18 protein-coding genes are annotated in these 20648 nt (G+C 64.3%); 7 read left to right on the forward strand and 11 right to left on the reverse strand.

Annotated elements, in window-relative coordinates; translation table 11 throughout:
• Nucleotides 1–202: 202 nt before the first annotated feature.
• Genes DAES_RS00915 through DAES_RS00930 form a run of 4 tightly spaced genes read right to left on the reverse strand, consistent with a single transcriptional unit; the run spans nt 203 to nt 3862 of the window.
• Entirely contained in the window at nt 203–922 is a 720-nt protein-coding gene (locus DAES_RS00915; RefSeq protein WP_013513150.1) for an ABC transporter ATP-binding protein, read from the reverse strand.
• Nucleotide 923: 1 nt separating this feature from the next.
• The gene (locus DAES_RS00920) at nt 924–2009 is read right to left on the reverse strand and encodes an efflux RND transporter periplasmic adaptor subunit (protein ID WP_013513151.1); all 1086 of its coding nucleotides are present in this window, start codon (nt 2007–2009) and stop codon (nt 924–926) included.
• 6 nt (nt 2010–2015) lie between these two features.
• A complete protein-coding gene (locus tag DAES_RS00925) occupies nt 2016–2492 on the reverse strand; it encodes a hypothetical protein (protein ID WP_013513152.1) in 477 nt (158 codons plus the stop codon).
• Between the two features lie 2 nt (nt 2493–2494).
• Nucleotides 2495–3862, reverse strand: a complete 1368-nt coding sequence (locus DAES_RS00930) for a phosphomannomutase/phosphoglucomutase (protein ID WP_013513153.1) — start codon at nt 3860–3862, stop codon at nt 2495–2497.
• A 152-nt stretch (nt 3863–4014) separates the two neighbouring features.
• Here DAES_RS00930 and hflK point away from each other — a divergent pair, with 152 nt between their 5' ends.
• The 5 genes from hflK (at nt 4015) to DAES_RS00955 (ending at nt 9014) form a co-directional block, all read left to right on the forward strand.
• On the forward strand, nt 4015–5088 hold the full coding sequence (gene hflK, locus DAES_RS00935; protein WP_013513154.1) for an FtsH protease activity modulator HflK: 1074 nt from the start codon (nt 4015–4017) through the stop codon (nt 5086–5088).
• 11 nt (nt 5089–5099) lie between these two features.
• On the forward strand, nt 5100–5951 hold the full coding sequence (hflC, locus tag DAES_RS00940; protein WP_013513155.1) for a protease modulator HflC: 852 nt from the start codon (nt 5100–5102) through the stop codon (nt 5949–5951).
• Between the two features lie 318 nt (nt 5952–6269).
• Nucleotides 6270–6992, forward strand: coding sequence for a LexA family transcriptional regulator (locus DAES_RS00945; RefSeq protein ID WP_013513156.1), 723 nt, complete (start codon nt 6270–6272; stop codon nt 6990–6992).
• A gap of 162 nt (nt 6993–7154) precedes the next feature.
• On the forward strand, nt 7155–8045 hold the full coding sequence (gene panB, locus DAES_RS00950) for a 3-methyl-2-oxobutanoate hydroxymethyltransferase (protein ID WP_013513157.1): 891 nt from the start codon (nt 7155–7157) through the stop codon (nt 8043–8045).
• Nucleotides 8046–9014 carry a membrane protein gene (locus tag DAES_RS00955; protein WP_013513158.1) on the forward strand — a complete coding sequence of 323 codons (969 nt, stop codon included), beginning with the start codon at nt 8046–8048 and terminating at the stop codon, nt 9012–9014.
• Nucleotides 9015–9734: 720 nt separating this feature from the next.
• Here DAES_RS00955 and DAES_RS17760 read toward each other — a convergent pair.
• The 5 genes from DAES_RS17760 to DAES_RS00980 all read right to left on the reverse strand — a co-directional run bounded on the left by DAES_RS17760 (nt 9735) and on the right by DAES_RS00980 (nt 15026).
• Nucleotides 9735–9887 carry a hypothetical protein gene (locus DAES_RS17760; RefSeq protein WP_013513160.1) on the reverse strand — a complete coding sequence of 51 codons (153 nt, stop codon included), beginning with the start codon at nt 9885–9887 and terminating at the stop codon, nt 9735–9737.
• 14 nt (nt 9888–9901) lie between these two features.
• Nucleotides 9902–10366 carry a bactofilin family protein gene (locus DAES_RS00965; RefSeq protein ID WP_013513161.1) on the reverse strand — a complete coding sequence of 155 codons (465 nt, stop codon included), beginning with the start codon at nt 10364–10366 and terminating at the stop codon, nt 9902–9904.
• A gap of 179 nt (nt 10367–10545) precedes the next feature.
• On the reverse strand, nt 10546–11163 hold the full coding sequence (locus tag DAES_RS00970; RefSeq protein ID WP_013513162.1) for a CPBP family intramembrane glutamic endopeptidase: 618 nt from the start codon (nt 11161–11163) through the stop codon (nt 10546–10548).
• Nucleotides 11160–12317, reverse strand: a complete 1158-nt coding sequence (locus tag DAES_RS00975; protein WP_013513163.1) for a glycosyltransferase — start codon at nt 12315–12317, stop codon at nt 11160–11162. The genes DAES_RS00970 and DAES_RS00975 overlap by 4 nt, the downstream gene beginning before the upstream one ends.
• 3 nt (nt 12318–12320) lie before the next feature.
• Entirely contained in the window at nt 12321–15026 is a 2706-nt protein-coding gene (locus tag DAES_RS00980; protein WP_013513164.1) for a bifunctional acetate--CoA ligase family protein/GNAT family N-acetyltransferase, read from the reverse strand.
• A gap of 161 nt (nt 15027–15187) precedes the next feature.
• Between DAES_RS00980 and DAES_RS00985 the strand changes: the two genes are divergently transcribed.
• Nucleotides 15188–15664 (forward strand): FlxA-like family protein, encoded by a 477-nt coding sequence (locus DAES_RS00985; protein ID WP_013513165.1) that lies wholly within the window; start codon nt 15188–15190, stop codon nt 15662–15664.
• A 291-nt stretch (nt 15665–15955) separates the two neighbouring features.
• Entirely contained in the window at nt 15956–17938 is a 1983-nt protein-coding gene (gene acs / locus DAES_RS00990; RefSeq protein ID WP_013513166.1) for an acetate--CoA ligase, read from the forward strand.
• A gap of 114 nt (nt 17939–18052) precedes the next feature.
• Here the strand turns inward: acs and DAES_RS00995 are convergent, their stop codons facing one another.
• Entirely contained in the window at nt 18053–18559 is a 507-nt protein-coding gene (locus DAES_RS00995; protein ID WP_013513167.1) for a chemotaxis protein CheW, read from the reverse strand.
• A 9-nt stretch (nt 18560–18568) separates the two neighbouring features.
• Nucleotides 18569–20605, reverse strand: a complete 2037-nt coding sequence (locus DAES_RS01000) for a HAMP domain-containing methyl-accepting chemotaxis protein (protein ID WP_013513168.1) — start codon at nt 20603–20605, stop codon at nt 18569–18571.
• Nucleotides 20606–20648 lie beyond the last annotated feature (43 nt).

Here is a 20648-nt window from a genome sequence, read left to right on the forward strand (position 1 = left end):
AACCTTTGAGAAAAGGTTTCCCCTCTCCCCTTCCCCCCTGGACCCCCCATCCTCTCTCCCTTTCTAAACTTTTTATCCTGCGCATGCGCGCGGGCAGGGACAGGCGATCAGGTGTCAATTGTTCAAAAAATCATAAAATCTAAAAACAATCTTCCGTGACCCTCCTTCATCCCCACCTCGTCACTCCCTCCGCGCCCTCCCCCTACGCTGTGGCGCGCATCACGTCTTCCACGATGCGGCCATCGTGCAGCTGGATGACGCGGTCAGCTTCGCGGGCCACGTCCTGGTCGTGGGTGACGATGACGATGGTTTTGCCGCTTTGGTGCACGTCGTGGAAGAGCTTCATTATTTCCGTCGAGGTGGCGGAATCGAGCTGGCCGGTGGGTTCGTCGGCCAGGATGATATCGGGTTCGTTGAGCATGGCGCGGGCCATGGCCACGCGCTGCTGCTGGCCGCCCGAGAGGCGCGAGGGCTTGAAGTCCATGCGGTCGCCAAGACCCACCTCGTTGAGCAGGCGCACGGCGCGGGCGTGGATTTCGGCGCGCGGGCGGCCCGAGTAGAGTCCGGGCAGGACGACGTTTTCGAGCGCGGTGGCGTAGGGGATGAGGTAGAAGGACTGGAACACGAAGCCCAGCGCGAGGTTGCGCAGGTCGGACTGATGGTCGTCGTCAAGGGCGGAGGTGTCGTGGCCCAGCAGGCGGCAGACGCCTGCGGTGGGCCGGTCGAGCAGGCCGATGATGTGGAGCAGGGTGGACTTGCCCGAGCCCGAGGTGCCTTGCAGGGCCACGAATTCGCCGCGCGGGATATCAAGGGTGATGCCCTTGAGCACCTCGATGCCGGGCGCGTCGGGCGTGGCCTTGTTCTCGGCGTTCCGGAAGAATGTCTTGGTGACGGCGTCGAGGCTGATGGCCGGGTCCGGCATGCTATTCCTTCTTCTTGGTGGCCGAGGCGGGCAGCACCAGCTGGGTGGCGACCACGTCGCCTTCCTTGAGTCCGGAGAGCACCTCGCTGGTTTCAAGGCCCGCCAGGCCGAGTTCGGGTTCGACTTCACGCGGCGGGCGCTTGGGGTCTTCCACCACGAAACAGACCTTGCGCCCGGCCACCCATTTGATGGCGGTATTGGGCACGGCCAGCACGTCGCGGCGGGTCTCGACGATGATCTTGCACTGGGTGGTCATCTCGGGCCGCAGCGCTCCGGCCTGCTCGGGCGTGACCCGTACCAGGGTGCGGTAGTAGACGATGTTGTCGCGGATTTCCGGCTCGGGGTAGATGGTGTCCACCTCGCCCTCGAAGACGCGGTCGCGGTAGGCGTCCACGGTATAGCGCACGGGCAGGCCGTGGGTGACGCGGCCCACGTCGGTCTCGTCGATGTATATCCACATCTCCAGGCGCGCGGGGTCGAGCACGGTGATGAGGTTGGAGACGGACAGGCCGGAGACGATGGTTTCGCCCTCCTGGGCGGCCACCTGGCTGACCACACCGTCGATGGGGCTGTAGATGCGGGTGTAGGAGAGCTGGACCTTGAGGGTGTCGAGCCTGGCCCGGGCCGAGGCAGCGGCGTGTCGCGCCATCTCGGTGTCCTGGATGGCGGAGTCGAGCGAGTCCTGGGGTTCGATCTGCTGGCGGACCAGGGAGCGCTTGCGGGGCAGGTTTTGCTCCATGTAGTTGAGCTTGGCCACCTGCTGGCGCAGGTTGGCCTCGGCCTCGGTCATCTGCGAGCGCAGCTCGCGGCTGTCGATGGTGGCGATGAGGTCGCCCTTTTTGACGATGTCGCCCACTTTGACCGGTACGGATTCGAGCACGCCCGTGGCCTGCGCGCCGATCTTGACCTGTGCGCCCACCTGGGCCTTGACGATGCCCGTGGCCTCAAGAATCTTGGAGACATCGCCGCGCCCGATGGTGGCGGTCTTGATGATCTTGATCTCTTCCTTGGTTGCGCCCCCGGTGAAATACCAGATGCCGCCGCCGGTGATCAGCGCGGCCACGAGGACGAATATGAGCTTCTTCATGGAGCCTTACCTGTTTCCGGGCTTGTTCAGTTCCTGGCGCAGAACCTCGTTGAATTCCGGGATGGCGCGCCGCCTTCGCCGCATGATTATGTCACGAAAAGTGGTCGCCTTGAAGGAGAAACCGCAGGCCGACCGCAAATCCCGGCCCTGGTAGTAGAGGGATTTCGATGGATAGGTTCTACACAAAGGCAGGCGGTCTTCATAGCATGTGCAAAAATGGTCCTCGCCCTGCAAGGTGCAGCGGAACACGAGGTAGCCTTCCTCGTCGCGCCCGGTGATCTCGAAGCAGCCGTGGTCCGGCTCGCGCTCGCACAGCTTGCGGAAGGCGCGCTCGCTCTTGAGCCAGCGGCCCCGGTCGCGCAGCAGGATGCCCTGGCAGCAGAATCCGCAGATGTTGCACTGGCCCACCACCCGGACCTCGCTGCGCAGGATGAGGGCGCGCAGGCGGCGCAGGAGCCCGACAAGGACGCGCAGGCCGTCCATGGTCAGCCTCCAAGCTCCTTGATCCAGCCCCGGATGGGGGTCTCCATAATCTGTCTGATCTCGTCCAGCCGGGCCTGGGACTCGGCCTCGAAGCGCAGCACCAGCGCACCCTGGGTGTTGGAGGCGCGGACCAGTCCCCAGCCGTCGCCGAATTCCACCCGCGCGCCGTCCATGTCGATGACGCTGTAGCGCGCCTTGAAGTAGGCCTGGGCGCGGGCCACCACCTCGAACTTGATGGTTTCCGCGCAGTCCATGCGGATTTCCGGGGTGTTGTAGACCGTGGGCCAGTCGGCCAGGAAGGCGGACAGGGGGCGGTCGGCCCGGCTCACGATGCCCGCCAGCTTGAGCGCGCCAAAGGTGGCGTCGTCAAAGCCGTGGTAGCCGTGGAAGAAGAACATGTGGCCGGACATCTCGCCGCCGATGGCCGCGCCGGTCTCGATCATCCGGTCCTTGACGATGGAGTGGCCGGTCACGCACATCTCGGCCTTGCCGCCGTGGGCCTCCACGTCGCGGAAGAGCAGGGGGCTGCATTTGACATCGGCCACCACGCCCGCGCCGGGCAAGTCGCGCAGCAGATCGCGGGCATAGATGGCCAGGAGCTGGTCGCCGTACATCAGGCGGCCTGTCTCGTCCACGGCCCCGATGCGGTCGCCGTCGCCGTCAAGCCCCACGCCAAAATCCGCGCCCATGGCCACCACCGTGGCCTTGAGGTCTTCCATGTTGGCCTCCACCACCGGGTCCGGGTGGTGGTTGGGAAAGGAGCCGTCCGGCTCGCAGTAGAGGCGGATCACCTCGGCCCCGGCAGCCTCGAGGATGTCGGCGGTCAGGTCGCCCGCCGCGCCGTTGCCGCCGTCCACCACCACCTTGAGAGGCCGGGCCAGAGTGACGCGGGAGAGCAGATCCTGGCGATAGGTGGGAAGAATGTCGTGGCAGGAGGTCAGGCCCGCGCCCACGGGGTATTCCCCGGCCACCATCAGGTCGTGGATGTCCAGGACGTCCTGGCCGTGGATGGTGGAGCGCCCGCTCCAGACCTTGAACCCGTTGTATTCGCTGGGATTATGGCTGGCAGTGATCATGACGCCCGCGTCAAAGCCCAGGTGGCGGGCCGCAAAATAAAAGACCGGGGTGGAGACCTGGTCGAGATAGACCACGTCGAGCCCGGTGGCGGTCAGCCCCTGGGCCATGGCCTGCTGGTAGGCGGGCGAGCTGGCCCGACAGTCGTGGCCGAGCAGGGCGCGGGTGGCGCCGCGCCGGGCAAAGAAGGCACCGCACGCCCTGCCAAACTCGCGCACCCACTGGGCGTCGAAATCCTGGTCCACGATGCCCCGGATGTCGTAGGCACGGAATATTTGTCTGTTGATCGTTTTCATGGTCGTATCCTTGTAATATGCACGTTCACTGCTGGATCATGAGCAAGTTCAGGGCCGGGTCGCGCGCAGGCTCGGGGGCTAGCCCGGGGTGCGGCCACAATCGTCCGGCTTTCCTTGACCTCGCATCCGATTGCGCCTATTCCTGATCCATTATGAACTGGGATTGGGAAAAACTCCAAAAACAACAACAGGGGCGCCCTGGCGGCAAGCCGCCGAGCTTCAATGATTTCCAGGAACAATTTGATAAATTCAAAAATTTCAAATTTCCCGGATGGAAACTCATTGTCCCGATCATCGTCCTCCTCTGGATCGCATCCGGATTCTACATAGTGGAACCGGACGAGGTGGGTGTGGTCAAGCAATTCGGGCAATTCAACCGTATCACCACTGCCGGGCCGAACTACCACATTCCGTATCCGGTGGAAAGTGCCGTCACCCCCAAGGTCACGCAGATCCAGCGCATCGAGTTCGGCTTCAGGTCGGGCGTGCGGGGCCGGGCCGAGAACTTCCAGCAGGGAGTCTCGCGCGAGGTGCCCGAAGAGGCGCTGATGCTCACCGGCGACGAGAACATCGTCTCGGTGCAGTTTACGGTCCAGTACCTGATCAAGGATGCGCAGGATTACCTTTTCAACGTGGCCGCGCCCGAGGCGACCATTGTCCACGCCGCCGAGGCGTCCATGCGCGAGATCATTGGCCGGGCCAAGATCGATGACGCCCTGACCACGGGCAAGCAGGACATCCAGACGGAAACGCGCGACCTGATGCAGACCATCCTCGATTCCTACGGCACCGGTATCAGCATTGTGGCCGTGCAGATGCAGAACGTGCACCCGCCCGAGCAGGTGGTGGAGGCGTTCAAGGACGTGGCCAGCGCCCGCGAGGACAAGAGCCGCTTCATCAACGAGGCCGAGGCCTACGAGCGCGATATCCTGCCCAAGGCGCGCGGCGAGGCGTCGCGCATTGTCAACGCGGCCCAGGCTTACATGGAAACCAAGATCCGCCGCTCCCAGGGTGACGCATCCCGGTTCCTGGCCGTGCTCGCCGAGTATGACAAGGCCAAGGACATCACGCGCCGCCGTCTCTACCTGGAGACCATCGAGTCCATCCTTGAGAACCCGGAAGTCGAAAAGCTGATCATGTCCGACGACGCGCTCAAGAAATCCGTTCCCTACCTGCCTCTGGACAAGCTGCCCAAGCCGGCGGCCCCAAGCCAGGAAAAGCAGTAAGGAAGGCGATAATGAAAACCTCCACCATAGCACTCATCGTCCTTGTCATCGTCGCTGCCGTGGGCTTGACCCAGGCCGCCTTCACCGTGGACCAGACCGAGCGGGCCATTGTGCTCCAGCTTGGCCGCCCGGTGGGCGACACGGCCCTGGAGCCCGGCCTGCACTTCAAGATTCCCCTGGTCCAGAACGTGGTCTTCTTTGATTCCCGCATTCTGGATTTTGACGCCAAGCCCGAGGAGATCACCACCACGGACAAGAAATACATGAACGTGGACTCCTACACCAAGTGGCGCATATTTGATCCGCTCACCTTCTATACCAAGGTGCGCACCGTGCAGGGCGCCCAGGCCCGGCTGGACGACATCGTCCGCTCGCAGCTGCGGGTGGCCGTGGGCCGCTACACCCTGATCGAGGTGGTCTCCCACAAGCGCCAGGAAATCATGACCGCCGTGACCAAGCGGGCCAGCGAACTGCTCCACCCCTATGGCATCGAAGTGCTCGACGTGCGCATCAAGCGCACCGACCTGCCGCCTGAGAACGCCCGCGCCATCTTTGGCCGCATGAAGGCCGAGCGCGAACGCCAGGCCAAGCAGTACCGCTCCGAGGGTCGCGAGGTCTCGGCCAAGATCATCGCTGAGGCGGACAAGGAGCGCAGCATCATCCTGGCCGACGCCGAGAAGGAATCAGAGATCATCCGGGGCGACGGCGATGCCCAGGCCACCAAGATATATGCCGACGCCCTTGGCCGTGCTCCGGAATTCTATGAGTTCACCAGGAGCCTCGACGCCTACCGCAAGAGCTTTGGCAGCAATTCGCGTTTCATCATGACGCCCAACAGCCAGTTTCTGCAACATATGCAGTAACCCGCTGCAATCAGGACACTGTTCAGGACACGGCCCGCCCATGCGGGCCGTGTCCTTCCCCTTTGTGGACCTGGGCTGGTCAGATACGGCTTGACAGAACCGGGAGTTTTTCCCAAGTTGTGCGGGACTATTTCCCCCAAGGCGAAAAATATAGATGGTGCCGATATTGCCTTTCCCCAGGCAAGTCCTATTATATCATAGATGAACCTGTAAATCCTCTCCGCGTTTGCGAGGCCGTGATCAAAATCATGGTTGACGAAGTGGGGATGTGACATCTACTGGCTATAAGCACATAGCCGCAGGCCAAAAGGAGCCACAATGCCGAAAAAGAAACGTCACTGCGACGAAGCACAGTTGAAATGGTTTGAGGAAGCTCTGGAGCGGATCAAGAAGGCGACCGGCGCGCGCACCCAGGTGCAGCTGGCCGAGGTGCTGGATGTGCGCCAAAGTTCCATCAGCGACGCCAAACGGCGCTGCTCCATCCCCGCCGAGTGGTTTCTGAAGCTCTACCGCAGCCACGGGCTTGACCCTGACTGGCTGTCCGAGGGCGTGGAGCCGGTCTACATCAACGCGGCCAAGGCCAAGATTCCCGCCGACACCCTGCTGCGCGAAACCCCGGCCCCCTATGGCCGCATGAACTCGCGCGGTCGTGTTGTCCCGGTCTCGACCATGGCCGGGGCCGACAAGGAGAAGGCCAGCTGGGAGCCCAATCCCATCGAGGAGCTGTCGGTTCCCGAGTCCTTCTGCCGCCCGAAACTCCAGGTGGTCAAGGTCGATTCCGCGGCCATGGAGCCGGTCATCGGCCGCGCCGCGTTCGTGGGCATTGACCGCGACCAGCGCGAGCATCCGGACGGCGACCTCTGCGCCGTGCACTTCCCCCATCAGGGGCTGACCATCCGCCGCGTCTTCATGCAGGGCGACACCTTCCTGCTCAAGGCGGACAACGAGAAATACACGGACCTGACCATCCCCGCCTCGGAAATGGGCGAGCGCACCGTGGGTCGGGTCATCTGGGTTTTGCAGAGTCTCGCCCCCATGTAGGGGTGGGGCTCACCGTCATTCCAGGCCGGGCCGGGCGGAGATATTTCCGCCCGGCCCGGTCGCATTGAGGCCGGTCCTGCCGCCTGCGCCCGGCAGGGTGCTGGCGGCATTATTCTCCCCCGCCCCTTGACGCCGCCATGCGGGCTTCATACTGTCCCAGGCATGAACACAGCACCCGACACCCCGCCGGTCAAGGCCGCTCCCGCAGCTCCTGTCACCGCCCCGGACATCATGGCCCGCAAGGGCCAGGACAAGATCTGCTGCATCACCGCCTATGACTACTCGTCTGGCATGATCGCCGACGGTGCGGGCGTGGACATCGTCCTGGTGGGCGACTCCCTGGCCATGGTCGTGCTCGGCCATGAGGACACCCTGTCCGTGACCATGGACGAGATGGTCCACCACACCCTGGCCGCCAGCCGGGGCGTCAAACGCGCCCTGCTTGTGGCCGACATGCCCTTCATGTCCTTTTGCACCGTGGAGCGCGCCCTCAAGAACGCGGGCCGCCTCATGGCCCAGGGCCGCGCCAGGGCGGTCAAGCTGGAGGGCGGCGTGGCAGTGGCTCCGCAGATCCGCGCCCTGGTGGAGGCGGGCGTTCCGGTCATGGGCCATGTGGGGCTGACCCCGCAGCACATCGCCCGGTTCGGCGGGTTCAAGGCCCAGGGAAAATCAGCCGAGGCCGCGCGCGCCCTCATCGACGACGCCCAGGCCGTGGAAGAGGCCGGAGCCTTCAGCGTGGTCCTTGAAGCCATGCCCGTGGAGTGCGCCCAACTGATCACCGAGGCCCTGACCATCCCGACCATCGGCATCGGCGCGGGCGAGGTGACCGACGGCCAGATTCTCGTCTATCACGACGTGCTCGGACTCTTTGACCGCTTCGTGCCCAGGTTCGTGCGCTGCTACGCCGAACTGGGCGAGGCGTCGCGCCAGGCCCTGGCCCAGTATTGCGACGACGTGCGCCGGGGCCGCTTCCCCGGCGACAAGAACACCCTGTACATGCCCGAGGATCAGGTGGCCCAGGTCCGCAAGATCAAGGTCAAGAAGAAGAGATAGATGGTGCTCGACCTGTCGTGGCCCGTGCTCTGGCACGGCCTGCTCTGGCCGCTCATGCGGCTGACCTTCTTCATCAGTCTCGGCCTGTTTGTCGGCAACCTCATCGAATCGCTGCACTGGACCCGCCACGCGGCCCGGCTGGCCGATCCGCTGGCCCGACGCGCCCGGCTCAAGGACGTGTCCGCCGCCAGCTTCTCCATGGCCTTCTTCTCGGGTGTCACGGCCAATACCATGCTCTCCGAGGCCCATGAAAAGGGGACCATCAGCGACCGCGAGCTGATGCTCTCCAACCTCTTCAACAGCCTGCCCACCTATTTCCTGCATCTGCCCACCGTGTTTTTCATCGCCGCCCCGTTCATCGGGGCCACGGCGGCGGTCTATGTGGGGCTGACGGCCCTGGCCGCCGTGCTGCGCACCGGGGCCATCGTGGCCGCGGGCCGGTTTCTGCTGCCGCCCGTGCCAGAGGGGTGCCTGCCTTGCCGCCTGGATGAGGCCGAAGCCAAGCGCGACCGGGGCTCGGCCCTGCGCAAGACGTGGCGGCGGTTCCTCAAGCGGCTGCCCAAGGTGCTCTACCTGACCGCGCCCATCTACACCGTCTTTTTCCTGCTCAAGCAGGCGGGTCTTTTCGCCTGGCTCGAAGACCTTCTGGCCGGGCAGGTGGGGCTGTTCTCGTTCCTGCCGCCCGAGGCCCTGTCCATCGTCGTCTTTCACATGGCTGCCGAGTTCACCGCCGGACTGGCCGTGGCCAGCGCGCTCATCACCGACGCCGGGCTGACCCAGCCCCAGGTGGTCCTGGCCCTGATGCTCGGCAATGTCCTGTCCTCGCCCATGCGCGCCTTTCGTCACCAGTTTCCCTACTACGCGGGCATTTTCAGGCCGCGCATGGCCATGAAGCTCATCGTCTGCAATCAGGCCCTGCGCGTGGTCAGCCTCGTCCTGGTCGGCACGGTCTACGCCCTGTTGGCCTGAGCAGCCGATCTCACCCCGTCTTCCGGGGCCGACATTCCCTCCTTTTTTGCCAGCGCGCCTCCAGGCTGGGTCGCAATGTGCAACAATGCGCACGAAATGTGTGCAGAGGATTGCGCGTTGCACAAAAGTTGCATCAGCAACAAAGTACAATCGTTTGGATTAAAAGAGAAATTTTTTTGGCACGGGTCGTGCTTTAAGGATGGCATGCAGACCGTAGCCACATTCTCTCTCCTCATCCTGATCGCCGCGTTGTTGCGGCGGTCCCTCCTCACCCCCCCGGATGCCACCCCCGGCATCCGGGACGGGGATGATGAGACAGACGACGGCTTCAAGACCCTGGTTCCGGTGGTTGTCCGGGCAAGTAGCCCCCACTCCACCCGGCGTCCGAAATCCGGAGCCAAGCGGTTTTAAGCATATACCACACCTCCTTGAACGCAGTTTCAAACCTCCTCCTCAGTGAACCCCCAACAGAAAAGGGCCGCGTAAGCGGCCCTTTTCCATGGCTGTTGACAAAGGCCCGATTGCGTCGTTGCTTCAAAAAAGGCAAACCCTCGCGTATTGTGTATACGCGTCGGCTTTGCCTTTTTTTCGCGCCTAGCACTCGAACCTTTCTCAACAGCCTGTCAGAGGGGACTGTGTCAATACTCTGAGAAAAGGGCCGCTTACGCGGCCCTTTTCCATGGCGTCCGGAGACGCCGCAAAATCATCAGTTCTGACGGGTTATTTGCCGGTCAGGGCCGCCTCGCGGATGAAGGCCGTTCCGGCGGTAAGCGAGCGGATGTGCCGCTGGAGGACCAGCTCCACAATGCGTCTGCTCTCGGCGGAGAAGACGATTTTTTCCACGCCGTTGCGTTCGATCACCACTTCAAACATATCCTCACCATTCCTTACATGCTTGAGTCATCGGAGCCGGTTCTGGCGACCGGGATATCCGCCGTTGCATCCGTCTGGGCACCCTTGCCGCCAAAGTCGGCGGAAACCACCTTCTGTCGGGCGGGTGCGCCCCCGGTCATGACGATGTTGCCCTCGACGATGGCACCGCGCTCCACTTCGAGTACCGGCGTGTTTAGGGTGCCGGTCAGTACCGAGGTCTTTTCAAGCACGGCGTGCTCCTTGACCGTCACATCGCCTTCGATGCGGCCACAGGAGGTCAGCCTGCCGACCCTGACGGTTCCCGTGACCGTTGCCTTGCGGCCCAGGATCAGGTCCCCGTCCGTGGAAATTTCGCCCTCAAAGCGGCCATCGATGCGCACGGTGCCCACAAAGTCGAGCTTGCCGCGGTATTCGGTGCCCACACCCAGAAAGGCATTGAGTTCCGTGTGTTCGCTTTTCTTCTTCTTGAACAGACCCATGGGGATCACCTCGCAATGTGAAAGGAGAGGGGCGTGCGTCCCTCCCGGAGCCAGTCTTATCGACAAAACCGGAAACCTCTATACCCCCGGCATCGGCTAAAGGCCACATCTTTTTCGTCAGTCTGGCATTGCTCCCGCATGGGGCGGGCAGCCAGGGAACAGGTGCGGGTACGACCCCGCTACAAATGGTAGAGAACAAAATTCACCAGAAAGTGGACCAGGACGGACGGCCAGATGGAGCCGGTGGCCAGGGTGGCGGGCACGAGGATGAGGCCGTAGACAAGGGCGTCCGTCAGGGTATGGGCCGAAAGGGACCAGTGCATGAGCGAGAAGAGGAGCGCGGAGACCGCATACAGGGCCGGGATGGAGAGGCGGGGGCGCAGCACGCTCAGGGTCAGGCCCCGGCAGACCATTTCCTCGCTCACGGCCACCAGGACCAGCCCGGCTGTGGCGTCGAAACGAAACAGGGGCGAGGCCGTGTCGAGCGGCACGTCGCCCAGCGCGCCGGGCGGAAAGTACGGCGCGAGCACGAACTCCGAGAGCCAGAGAAAGGCCATGGCCGCCGCCGAGGTGGCCACGGTCCACAGGACAAAGTCCGTGACTGGCGGAAGGGTGAGGCCCAGCGCGTCGCGGGTCAGCGCGCCGCGCCGGAGCATGCACAGGAGAAAGCCGATCACCGCCAGGCGCAGGGCATAGTCGATGAGCACCCAGGCGGTGTAGTCCGCGACGAAGATATTGACGAAATCATTGAGATAGTAAGGCAGGTAGGCGAGGAAGAGGATGGCGGCGCGGCTCATGGGGTGCTCCGGGCCGGGCGCGGTTCCTGAAGCTGCCGGTAGATCCTGAGATAATCGGTGACCATGCGTGCTACGGAGAACCGCCTGCGGCCAGCGGCAAAGGCATTTGTCCCCAGCTCGCGGCAGCGGGCCGGGTCGTTCAGGAGCGCGGCTGCGGCCTCGACAAAGGCATCGCTGTTCCCCGGCTCCACCAGCAGGCCGGTGGCGTCGTGGGAGACCTGCTCCGGCACTCCGCCCACGGCGTAGGCCACCACGGGCAACCCCTGGGCCATGGCTTCGAGGATGACCAGGGAGTGGTTGTCGGCCAGGGTCGGGTAGAGGAGCGTGTCTGCCGCGGCCATGAGCAGGGCGAGGCGCTCGCGTTCCACATAGGGCCAGATGACCAGATCGTCCTCGCGCCCCTCGCTGTCGCCGCCCACGGCAAAACAGAGGGCCTTGGGCACGCGCGCCTTGACCGCCTGCCACAGGGCGCGCCAGTCGCCCCCGGACTTGTAGGCCGCGCCCTGGCCGCCGTGGGCCGCGAACACGGCCATCCGGGCCGCCGGGAGGATGCCCAGCCGGGCGCGCGCCTCGCGGCGGGGCATGGGCCGGTCGGGCCAGGGGATGCCGTTGGGAATGACTGCCACGGGCTGGTGCAGGTGGGTTCGCGCCAGCCGGGCCAGCCAGCGCGAGGGGGCCGCCAGCGTCGGGTCCAGCCGGTGCAGCAGTTGGTGCTTGTGCCTGCGCACCCGGTCGCTGTCGGCAAAGGCGCGGGGGCACGGGCCAAGGCATCCCTGTTCCAGGACAGGGCAGCCGAGGGGATAGGGGCAGCCGCCGGTGAACAGCTCGCAGTCGTGCAGGGTTATGACCACCCGGCTGCCTTCCGGGATGGAGCCGAGCAGGCCGGGCCAGTCGCCGGTGCAGTGGACATGCGCCATCTCGTCCGGGGCCAGTTGCAGGCCGAACTGGTCCGGCGCGATTACCGAGGCGGCCAGGAGCGACTCCTGCCGATGGATTTCGGATTCGCCCACCTCGCAGGTCAGCCGGGCAGTCACGTCTGATGGGGCCATGCCCTCGGCGAGCAGCCGGGCCACGCGCGTGGCGCCGCCGGTCCACTCAAGGCCCGTGTGATGGACCACGGGCGGCAGACTTGGATTTTCCTGCGGGCGGGCCACGGGCTATTCCTTGACCGTGTCCATGTCCAGGGTCATGTCCACCAGATCCTCGTCGTGGGGGTCGGGCGTGATGACAAAGCCGAACTTGCGGGCCAGCCCCTGCATGGCCTTGTTTTCGAGCATGGTCTGGCCCGTGAGCTGTCTGGTGCGCCTGTCCTTGGTGTAGCGGATGCCCTTGAAAAAGAGCAGGCTGCCAAGGCCCTCGCCCTTCTGGTCCGAGCGGACCACGATGGCGAACTCGGCCTCGCTGTTGTCGGGCCGGGTGTTGGTGCGCATGACGCCCAGGGTTTCGGGCTCGCCGCGCGGGTCCTGGGCCGTGGCGATGAAGGCCATCTCGCGGTCGTAGTCGATCTGGGTGAAGCGGGCGATGTCCTTGTGGTCGAAATCACGCTGGACCACGCCGAAGAAGCGCAGGCGCAGGTCCTCGTCGGTCAGGTTGGAGAGGAACACGCGGTGGGTGGATTCGTCCTCTGGCCGGATGGGCCGGATGGTCACATGGCGGCCACTCTTGAGGGAGACGCACTCCTCCAGCTCGCGCGGATAGGGGCGGATGGCCAGCCGCCGCTCGCCATCGCCCTCAAAGGGGGCGATGGTGATCTTGCCGCCCAGGGCGAGCACGCCCTCGCTGTCCGCGTACAGGGGGTTGATGTCTATGGACGCGATCTGGGGCACGTCCACGATGAGCTGCGAGAGCTGGATCAGGGTCAGGGAGATGTCGTCGATGTCGGCGGGCGGGTGCGACGGCGTGCCCTTGAGCAGGGCCGAGATGCGCGTGCGGCCCACCAGCTCGCGGGCCAGGCTCATGGAGAGCGGCGGCAGGGTCAGGGCCGTGTCCTGGATCATCTCGCGGGCCATGCCGCCATGGCCGAAGAGGAGCACCGGGCCGAAGACCGGGTCCACCTCGGCGGAGACGGCCAGCTCGTGCGCGCCAGGCCTGCGCCCCATCTTCTGGACCGTGAAGCCCTCGATGTAGGCGTCGGGCCGCTCGCGGGTGGCCCGGGCCAGGATGGAGGCCGCGCCCTCCCAGACGCGCTCCGGGGTCTCCAGGTCGAGGAGCACCCCGCCCATGTCAAAGGGCTGGGGGATCTGCGGGCTGCGCAGCTTGATGGCCACGGGATAGCCCAGCTCGTCGGCGGCGATGACCGCCTCCTTGGCCGAGCGGGCGATGCGCGTCTCCACCACCGGGATGCCGTAGGCGGCCAGGGTGTCCTTGGCCTCCGGCTCGGTCAGGCTGGTGCGCCCCTTGTCCAGGGCGTGCTGGACGATGTCCCTGGCCCTGAGGGTGTCCGGGAAGAAATCCGTGGGTAGCGAGTCCGGCGTCTCGATGAGCAGCTCCTGGTTCTGCTGATACTCGGCCATGTAGAGGAAGGCGCGCACGGCATGGGTGGGCGTGTCGTAGGTGGGGATGCCCGCCTTGCTGAATATCTCGCGCGACTGGACCGCTGCGCCTGAGCCGAGCCAGGCTGTGAGGACCATGCGCTGCGACCGCTTGAGCGCGTCGCGCAGGGCCGTGGCCACTTCGAGGTCGGGCTGGGCCGTCCAGGGCACATGCATGACCAGGATGCCGTTTGACCCCTTGTCCTTGAGCAGCAGCTTGACCACCTCGCCATACGCCTTGCCGTCGGCGTCAAAGGGGATGCCCACCGGATTGGAGCGCGACCAGTTCTCCTCGCCCAGCAGGGCGTCGATGGCGGTCACGGTCTCGTCGGCCAGCCCGGCCAGCTCGCCCCCGCCCGCCAGCAGCCTGTCGGCGGCCAGAATGCCCGCGCTGGTGCCGTTGGTCAGGATGGCCAGTTTCCGGCCATAGACGTGCTTGGGCGTGCCCAGGGTCTGGGCCGCGTCGAACAGGCCGTCGATGTTCTCCACCCGCAGCATGCCCGCGCGTCTGAAGGCCACATCGTAGATGGCGTCGCCCAGCCGGTGGTCGCCGCTCTCCCACGCCTTGTGTTCGTCCAGCACGGTGTCGAGCGCCTGGCCTGGGCGGATGACCAGCACCGGCTTGTTGCGCGAGGCGGCGCGTGCCGCGGACATGAACGCGCGCGCGTCCTTGATGGATTCCACATAGAGCATGATGGAGCGGGTCAGCGGGTCTGAGGCGAGGTAGTCGAGGATGTCGGCAAAGGAGACGTCGATGCGGCTGCCCAGGGCAACCATGTGCGAGAATCCGACTCCCTTGGCCAGGGCCCAGTCAAGGACCGTGGCAAAGAGCGAATCGGACTGGGAGATGAAGGCCACCTTGCCCGGCGTGGCGTTGGCGTGGGCCAGCGAGGCGTTGAGGTTGAGGGAGGGGACCATGAAACCCAGGGACTTTGGCCCGAGGATGCGGATGTCCGGCGGGTTGGCGATCTTGAGGATGGTGGCCTTGATGTCGAGCCGCTCCTCCTTTGACATGCCGGAAAAGCCGGAGCCCATGAGCACCGCGCCGCGGGTGCCGCCTTCCTTGAGGGAGTGGATGATCTCCGGGACTTCGTCGAGCGGCGAGCAGACCACGGCCAGGTCCGGCGTCTTGGGCAGCATCTTGACCGAAGGGTAGGTGAGCACGCCCGCGATGGCCTCTGCCGTGTCGGACACCGGCATGACCGGGCCCATGAAGCCGCCGGCCATGAGGTTGCGCATGACGATGTTGCCCGCGTTGCGCGGGTCGTTGGTGGCGCCGATGACCGCGACGGAGCGGGGCTTGAAGAGATATTCCAGATTGATGACGCTCATGTGGCTCCTCGCGTGAAGTGGATGCGCTGGGTCTCCCGGACGGTACCTTTTTTTGACCCTGCGGCGCAACAGCCTTGTCGCCACAAACCGCCTCAAGTATTTCGCCGATCCTGCCGATAAGTCCTTCGAGGGACACCGTTCACGCAAAGGAGGCATCGTTCATGGTTATCGAACTCGGCCTGACCCAGCAGGCTTCGCAATTCAACGAGGCTCTGGACATCAAGACAGCGCCCGCAACCCAGAAAACCACCGAGGAGACGGCCCAGGCCTCCAAGGCGCCGGAGCAGCAGGGCGACACCGTGGTCATCTCCCAGGAGGCCCGCGCCCTGGCCGCGGCGGTCAAGAGCGAGGAGACGGAATCCGACAGCAAGGACAGCGACAGCAAATCCACCCAGGAGCAGCTCATCAGCAGCCTGGAGAAGCAGATCGAGAAGCTGGAGGAGGAGATCGACGAGCTTGAGGAATCCGACCTGCCGGAAAAACAGAAGCAGCAGCAGATTCAGGCCAAGCAGGCCCAGTTGATGCAGCTCAACGACCAGTTGCTCAAGGCGCAGCAGGAGCAGCTCGAACTGGAGGGCCAGGTTTCGGGCGGCGGCACCAGCGCCCAGGGGTTCGGCAACAGCCTGGCCGATTTCTAGCCTTCGCCGGGAGAGGGCGGGCATGCCCCCATGCGGGGCGACATGAGGCGCAACGGGTCATGCCGTTGCGCTTTGTTGCGTTCACTGGCCGGAGCCTGGGCCGGGGCCGGGGATGACTAGTGTGGTGGCGGGTCTGCCGTTCACCGGGCGGATTCGGACCGTTCACCTAAAATCGGTCACGGTTGCCCGAGCGATCCTATACATGGTAGCTCACAGGCAGGACGCCACGGCCAGCGGGCCGTCCTTGCCGCCCTCTTTCGCCGCAGTTCAACGGACAGTCAGGAGAAGCACATGAGCGCAGAGAAAAAGATCGAGAGTTTGCAAAAGGACGGACTGATTTTCAACCCCGACGCCTCCATGCAGCCCCAGGCCTGGATCAGGAGCATGGACGACTACCACGCCGCCCACAAGCGCGCCCTGGAAGACCCAGACGGCTACTGGGGCGAGCGGGCCAAGGAACTGATCACCTGGTTTTCCGAGTTCGACACCGTGCTTGAGGCGGACTACGACACCCCGCAGTTCAAGTGGTTCTCAGGCGGCACGACCAATGTCTCGTACAACTGCCTTGACCGGCACCTGACCGATGGCCGCCGCAACAAGGCCGCCCTCATCTGGCAGGGCGAGCCCGAGGCGGATGTCAAGGTCTACACCTACCAGATGCTGCACACCGAGGTCTGCCGCTTCGCCAACGTGCTCAAGAAAAAGGGCGTCAAGCGCGGCGACCGCGTGGCCCTGTACATGCCCATGATCCCGGAGCTGGCCATTGCCATGCTCGCCTGCACCCGGCTGGGCGCGGTCCACTCCATCGTCTTTGCCGGATTCTCTGCCGTGGCCCTGCAGTCGCGCATCGACGACAGCGCGGCCAAGGTGCTGGTCACTGCCGACGCCGTGCTGCGCGCGGGCAAGACCATCCCCCTCAAGCCCAATGCGGACGAAGCCCTCAAGAGCTGCCCGAGCATCGAGCAGTGCGTCGTGGTCCGGCGCGGCGGCAACGACATCACCATGGTCGAGGGCCGCGACTCCTGGTGGCACGACGAGGTCAGCGCCGACGACATCACGGGCGAATGCCCCTGTGAGGAGATGGACGCCGAAGATCCGCTGTTCATCCTCTACACCTCCGGCTCCACCGGCAAGCCCAAGGGCGTGCTGCACACCACCGGCGGCTACCTGACCTATACGGCCCACACCACCCAGTACGTCTTCGACGTCAAGGACGACGATGTTTACTGGTGCACCGCCGATGTTGGCTGGATCACCGGCCATTCCTACATCGTCTACGGTCCGCTGGCGCTTGGCGCCACCTCGGTCATGTTCGAGGGCGTGCCGAGCTATCCTAGGCCCGATCGCTTCTGGCGCATCGTGGACAAGTTCAAGGTCAACATTTTCTACACCGCGCCCACGGTCATCCGCTCCCTGATGCGCGAGGGCGACGAGTGGACCAAGCACTACGACCTCTCCTCCCTGCGCCTGCTCGGCAGCGTGGGCGAGCCCATCAACCCCGAGGCGTGGCTGTGGTACCACTCGGCCATCGGCGGCGGCAAATTGCCCATCGTGGACACCTGGTGGCAGACCGAGACCGGCGGCATCATGATCTCGGCCATGCCCTACGCCACACCGCTCAAGCCCGGCTCGGCCACCCTGCCCCTGCCCGGCATCTCGGCCAAGATCGTGCGCCGCGACGGCACCCAGGCCGAGCCCAACGAGGGCGGCCACCTGATCATCGACAGGCCGTGGCCCGGCATGCTCCGTAGCGTGTACGGCGACCCGGGCCGCTACAAGACCACCTACTTCGCCGGATTCCCCGGCGCCTACGAGGCGGGCGACGGCGCGCGTGTGGACACCGACGGCTACTTCTGGATCATGGGCCGTCTGGACGATGTCATCAACGTTTCGGGCCACCGCATGGGCACCGCGGAGATCGAATCCGCCCTGGTGGCCCACCCGGACGTGACCGAGGCTGCCGTGGTCGGCATGCCCCACGACATCAAGGGCGAGACCATCTACGCCTACGTCACCCTCAAGGCGGGCATCGAGCCCTCCGACGAGATCATGAAGGCCCTCAAGGTCTGGGTGCGCAAGGAGATCGGTCCCATTGCCACCCCCGAATTCATCCAGTTCGCCGACGGCCTGCCCAAGACGCGCTCGGGCAAGATCATGCGCCGGGTGCTGCGCAAGATCGTCGAGGGCTCAAGCGACTTCGGCGACACCTCCACCCTGGCCGATCCGAGCGTGGTCACCGATCTGGTGGAAGGCAACAAGGATCTGCGCGGCTGATCGCACCTTGCCCCGGCTCACACATGAACCGGCCCGCCATCCAGAGGATGGCGGGCCGGGTTTTGTTGTGTGGAGGGATGTCGGGCAATGCCACGGTCCGTCGCGCTCCTGAGGCTACGCGGCCAGTTCCGGGCTGGCGTTCCCTGACTCGGCCATGCTTGGCATCCGCACTTGAGAGAAGACCGCATCGACATCAACGATGATGATGAATTGATCCCCCTGCCGACCCATGCCGTTGATGTACTCGACATTGATGGCGGCACCCATCTTGGGCACAGGCTCGATGTCCTGCTCCTGCATTTCGAACACCTCCCGCACCGAATCCACAAGCGCCCCCAGGATGTGGGTTTCATTGTCCAGGGTGACCTCAAGGATGATCACGCAGGTGTCAACCGTGTCGTCGATCCGCTCCATGCCGAGTTTCGAGCGCATCTCGATGACCGGCACGGCGTGGCCGCGCAGGTTGATGACGCCGCGCAGATGGTCCGGCGTCCCCGGAATCCCGGACGCCGGGGTTATTTCAAGGACTTCCCTGACCTTGCTGATGTCGAGGGCGAATACCTCCCTGCCAAGGGAAAAGGTCAGATACTGGCTGTGAGTGGAATTGTCTGTTCTGGTCATGACCCCTCCTTAGAACCGTTCGAATTCGTGTTCACTGTCGGAGGTCATGTCCAATGCGGCACCTCGTGAGTCTCCGGCAGGTGCCTTGGCCTGTCCCTTGGTGTTGGGCAATGCCTTCATGGGCGCGCGCGTGACCACCTGACGGGGCCGGCGCGGCCCGTTTCCGTTGGAACCGATCTTGAAGAAGCCCATGGTCTGTTGCATCTGCTCTCCTTGCCCGGCCAGCTCCTCGCTGGTCGAAGCCATCTCCTCGGAGGCGGACGCATTCTGCTGGATGACCGTGTCCAGTTGGCTTATGGCCTGATTGATCTGCACGGCACCGGCGTTTTGCTCGTTGCTGGCCGCGGCGATCTCCTGCACCAGTTGCGCTGTCTTTTCTATGCTCGGCACCAGGTTGTCCAGCATTGTGCGCGCCTGCTTGGCCGCGCCAACAGTGCTTCCGGAGAGTTCGCTGATCTCCCCTGCGGCCTGTCCGCTCCGCTCTGCCAGCTTCCTGACCTCCGCCGCCACCACGGCAAACCCCTTGCCGTGCTCTCCTGCCCTGGCGGCCTCGATGGCCGCGTTGAGCGCGAGCAGGTTGGTCTGCCGGGCGATCTCCTCGATGATGGAGATCTTCTCGGCGATATTGGTCATGGCCCCGACCGCCTCGGCCACGGCAGCGCCGCTTTTGCGCGCGTCCTCGGCGGAGGCTGTCGCGATCCTTTCGGTCTCCTGCGCGTTGTGGGCGTTCTGGCTGATGTTCGAGGTCATCTGCTCCATTGACGAGGAAACCTCTTCAATGGCGGCTGCCTGCTCCGTGGCGCCCTGGGACAGGGTCTGCGCCGCTGCCGAGAGTTCTTCGCTGCCGCTGGCCACATTGTCCGTGGCACCCTGGACATCGCGCACCACGCCGCGAAGCTTTGTGACCATTTCATTGAGCGCCTTTGCCAGGGTGCCGATCTCGTCATTCTGATCGATATCCAGCATGGTCGTGAAATCCCCTTCGCTCATGCCCTGGGCAAAGGTCACCCCTGCGAGCACGGGACGGGTGATGATGCGGGTCAGGAGGAAGGCAACGACCACGCCGACAATCAGGGCGATGATCAGGCCGACGATCATGATCGAAGACGCGGAGTTCAGGCTGTCCATGGCTTCGTTGGCCCGCGCCTGGGTGGCGGCCACGCCTGCCGTGGCGGTTCCCTTTGCGGCGTCGAGGACCTCGTTTCCGGCCACGGTGCGTTCCCCGTTGATTCTCTGGAGCGTCAGGGAGTATTCCAGATAACGCTCCATCGCGGAGCCGTATCGTGCGGCGGCCTCCTGGGTGTTTTTGATCTGCTGGATGTTTGCCGATGCGCGCGTGGTTTTGGACAAGGCGGCGAAGGCCTCGTTCATCTTCGGGAAATTCTGCATCGCCAGGCGCATGAGTTCCGGATCACTGGTGGCTTGCGCCTGGAAGTTCTTGACGCGAGCGTCGTTGCCCAAACTGATGATGGTGTTGACGAGAGTTATTTTTTCAAGGCGCTCCACCAGTTTGGACGCGGGGAGCCCCTCGAAGACTTCGTTCTCCATGGCCTGATTCTGGCTGTCCAGAAAGTCGTTGCAGTTTTGCATGTACTCGCCGGCTGCCGCATTCATCTCGGACCGGTTGGCGGCCATGGCTGCAATGATTTCAGCGGTCTTATTTGCCAGGACGGTGTACTTGTTCACGCCCTCCTGGGCCTCGGCAACGTCCTCTTTGAGTTGGACCAGGTTGGGGTGCTTCTCGGCATGCGCCTTGGCCTTTGCCAGGCTCTCGCGCACAAGGGCGAGCTCCTTTTCCCCCTGGTTCCAGTATTCCGCATCTTCGCTAAAGGCGTAGCCGCGCATGGCGTACATGGTCATCATGGCCGCGCGTTCAAGGTCGTTGGCCATGGACACTTCAGGGACGTATTCTTCAGCAAGTTCCCGTGATTCATGTCCGACCTGTTGCATATTCAGGACGGCAATCCCGCCCAGGATTGCGGCGATGGCTATGAGCACACCGAATCCCAATCCAAGTTTCACTCCAAGCTTCAAATTCTTAAACACGATGCCTCCAACGGGTAAAAGATTACTGATTAGAGGCAAACAT

This window comes from Pseudodesulfovibrio aespoeensis Aspo-2, assembly GCF_000176915.2.
Taxonomy (GTDB): Bacteria; Desulfobacterota; Desulfovibrionia; order Desulfovibrionales; family Desulfovibrionaceae; genus Pseudodesulfovibrio; species Pseudodesulfovibrio aespoeensis.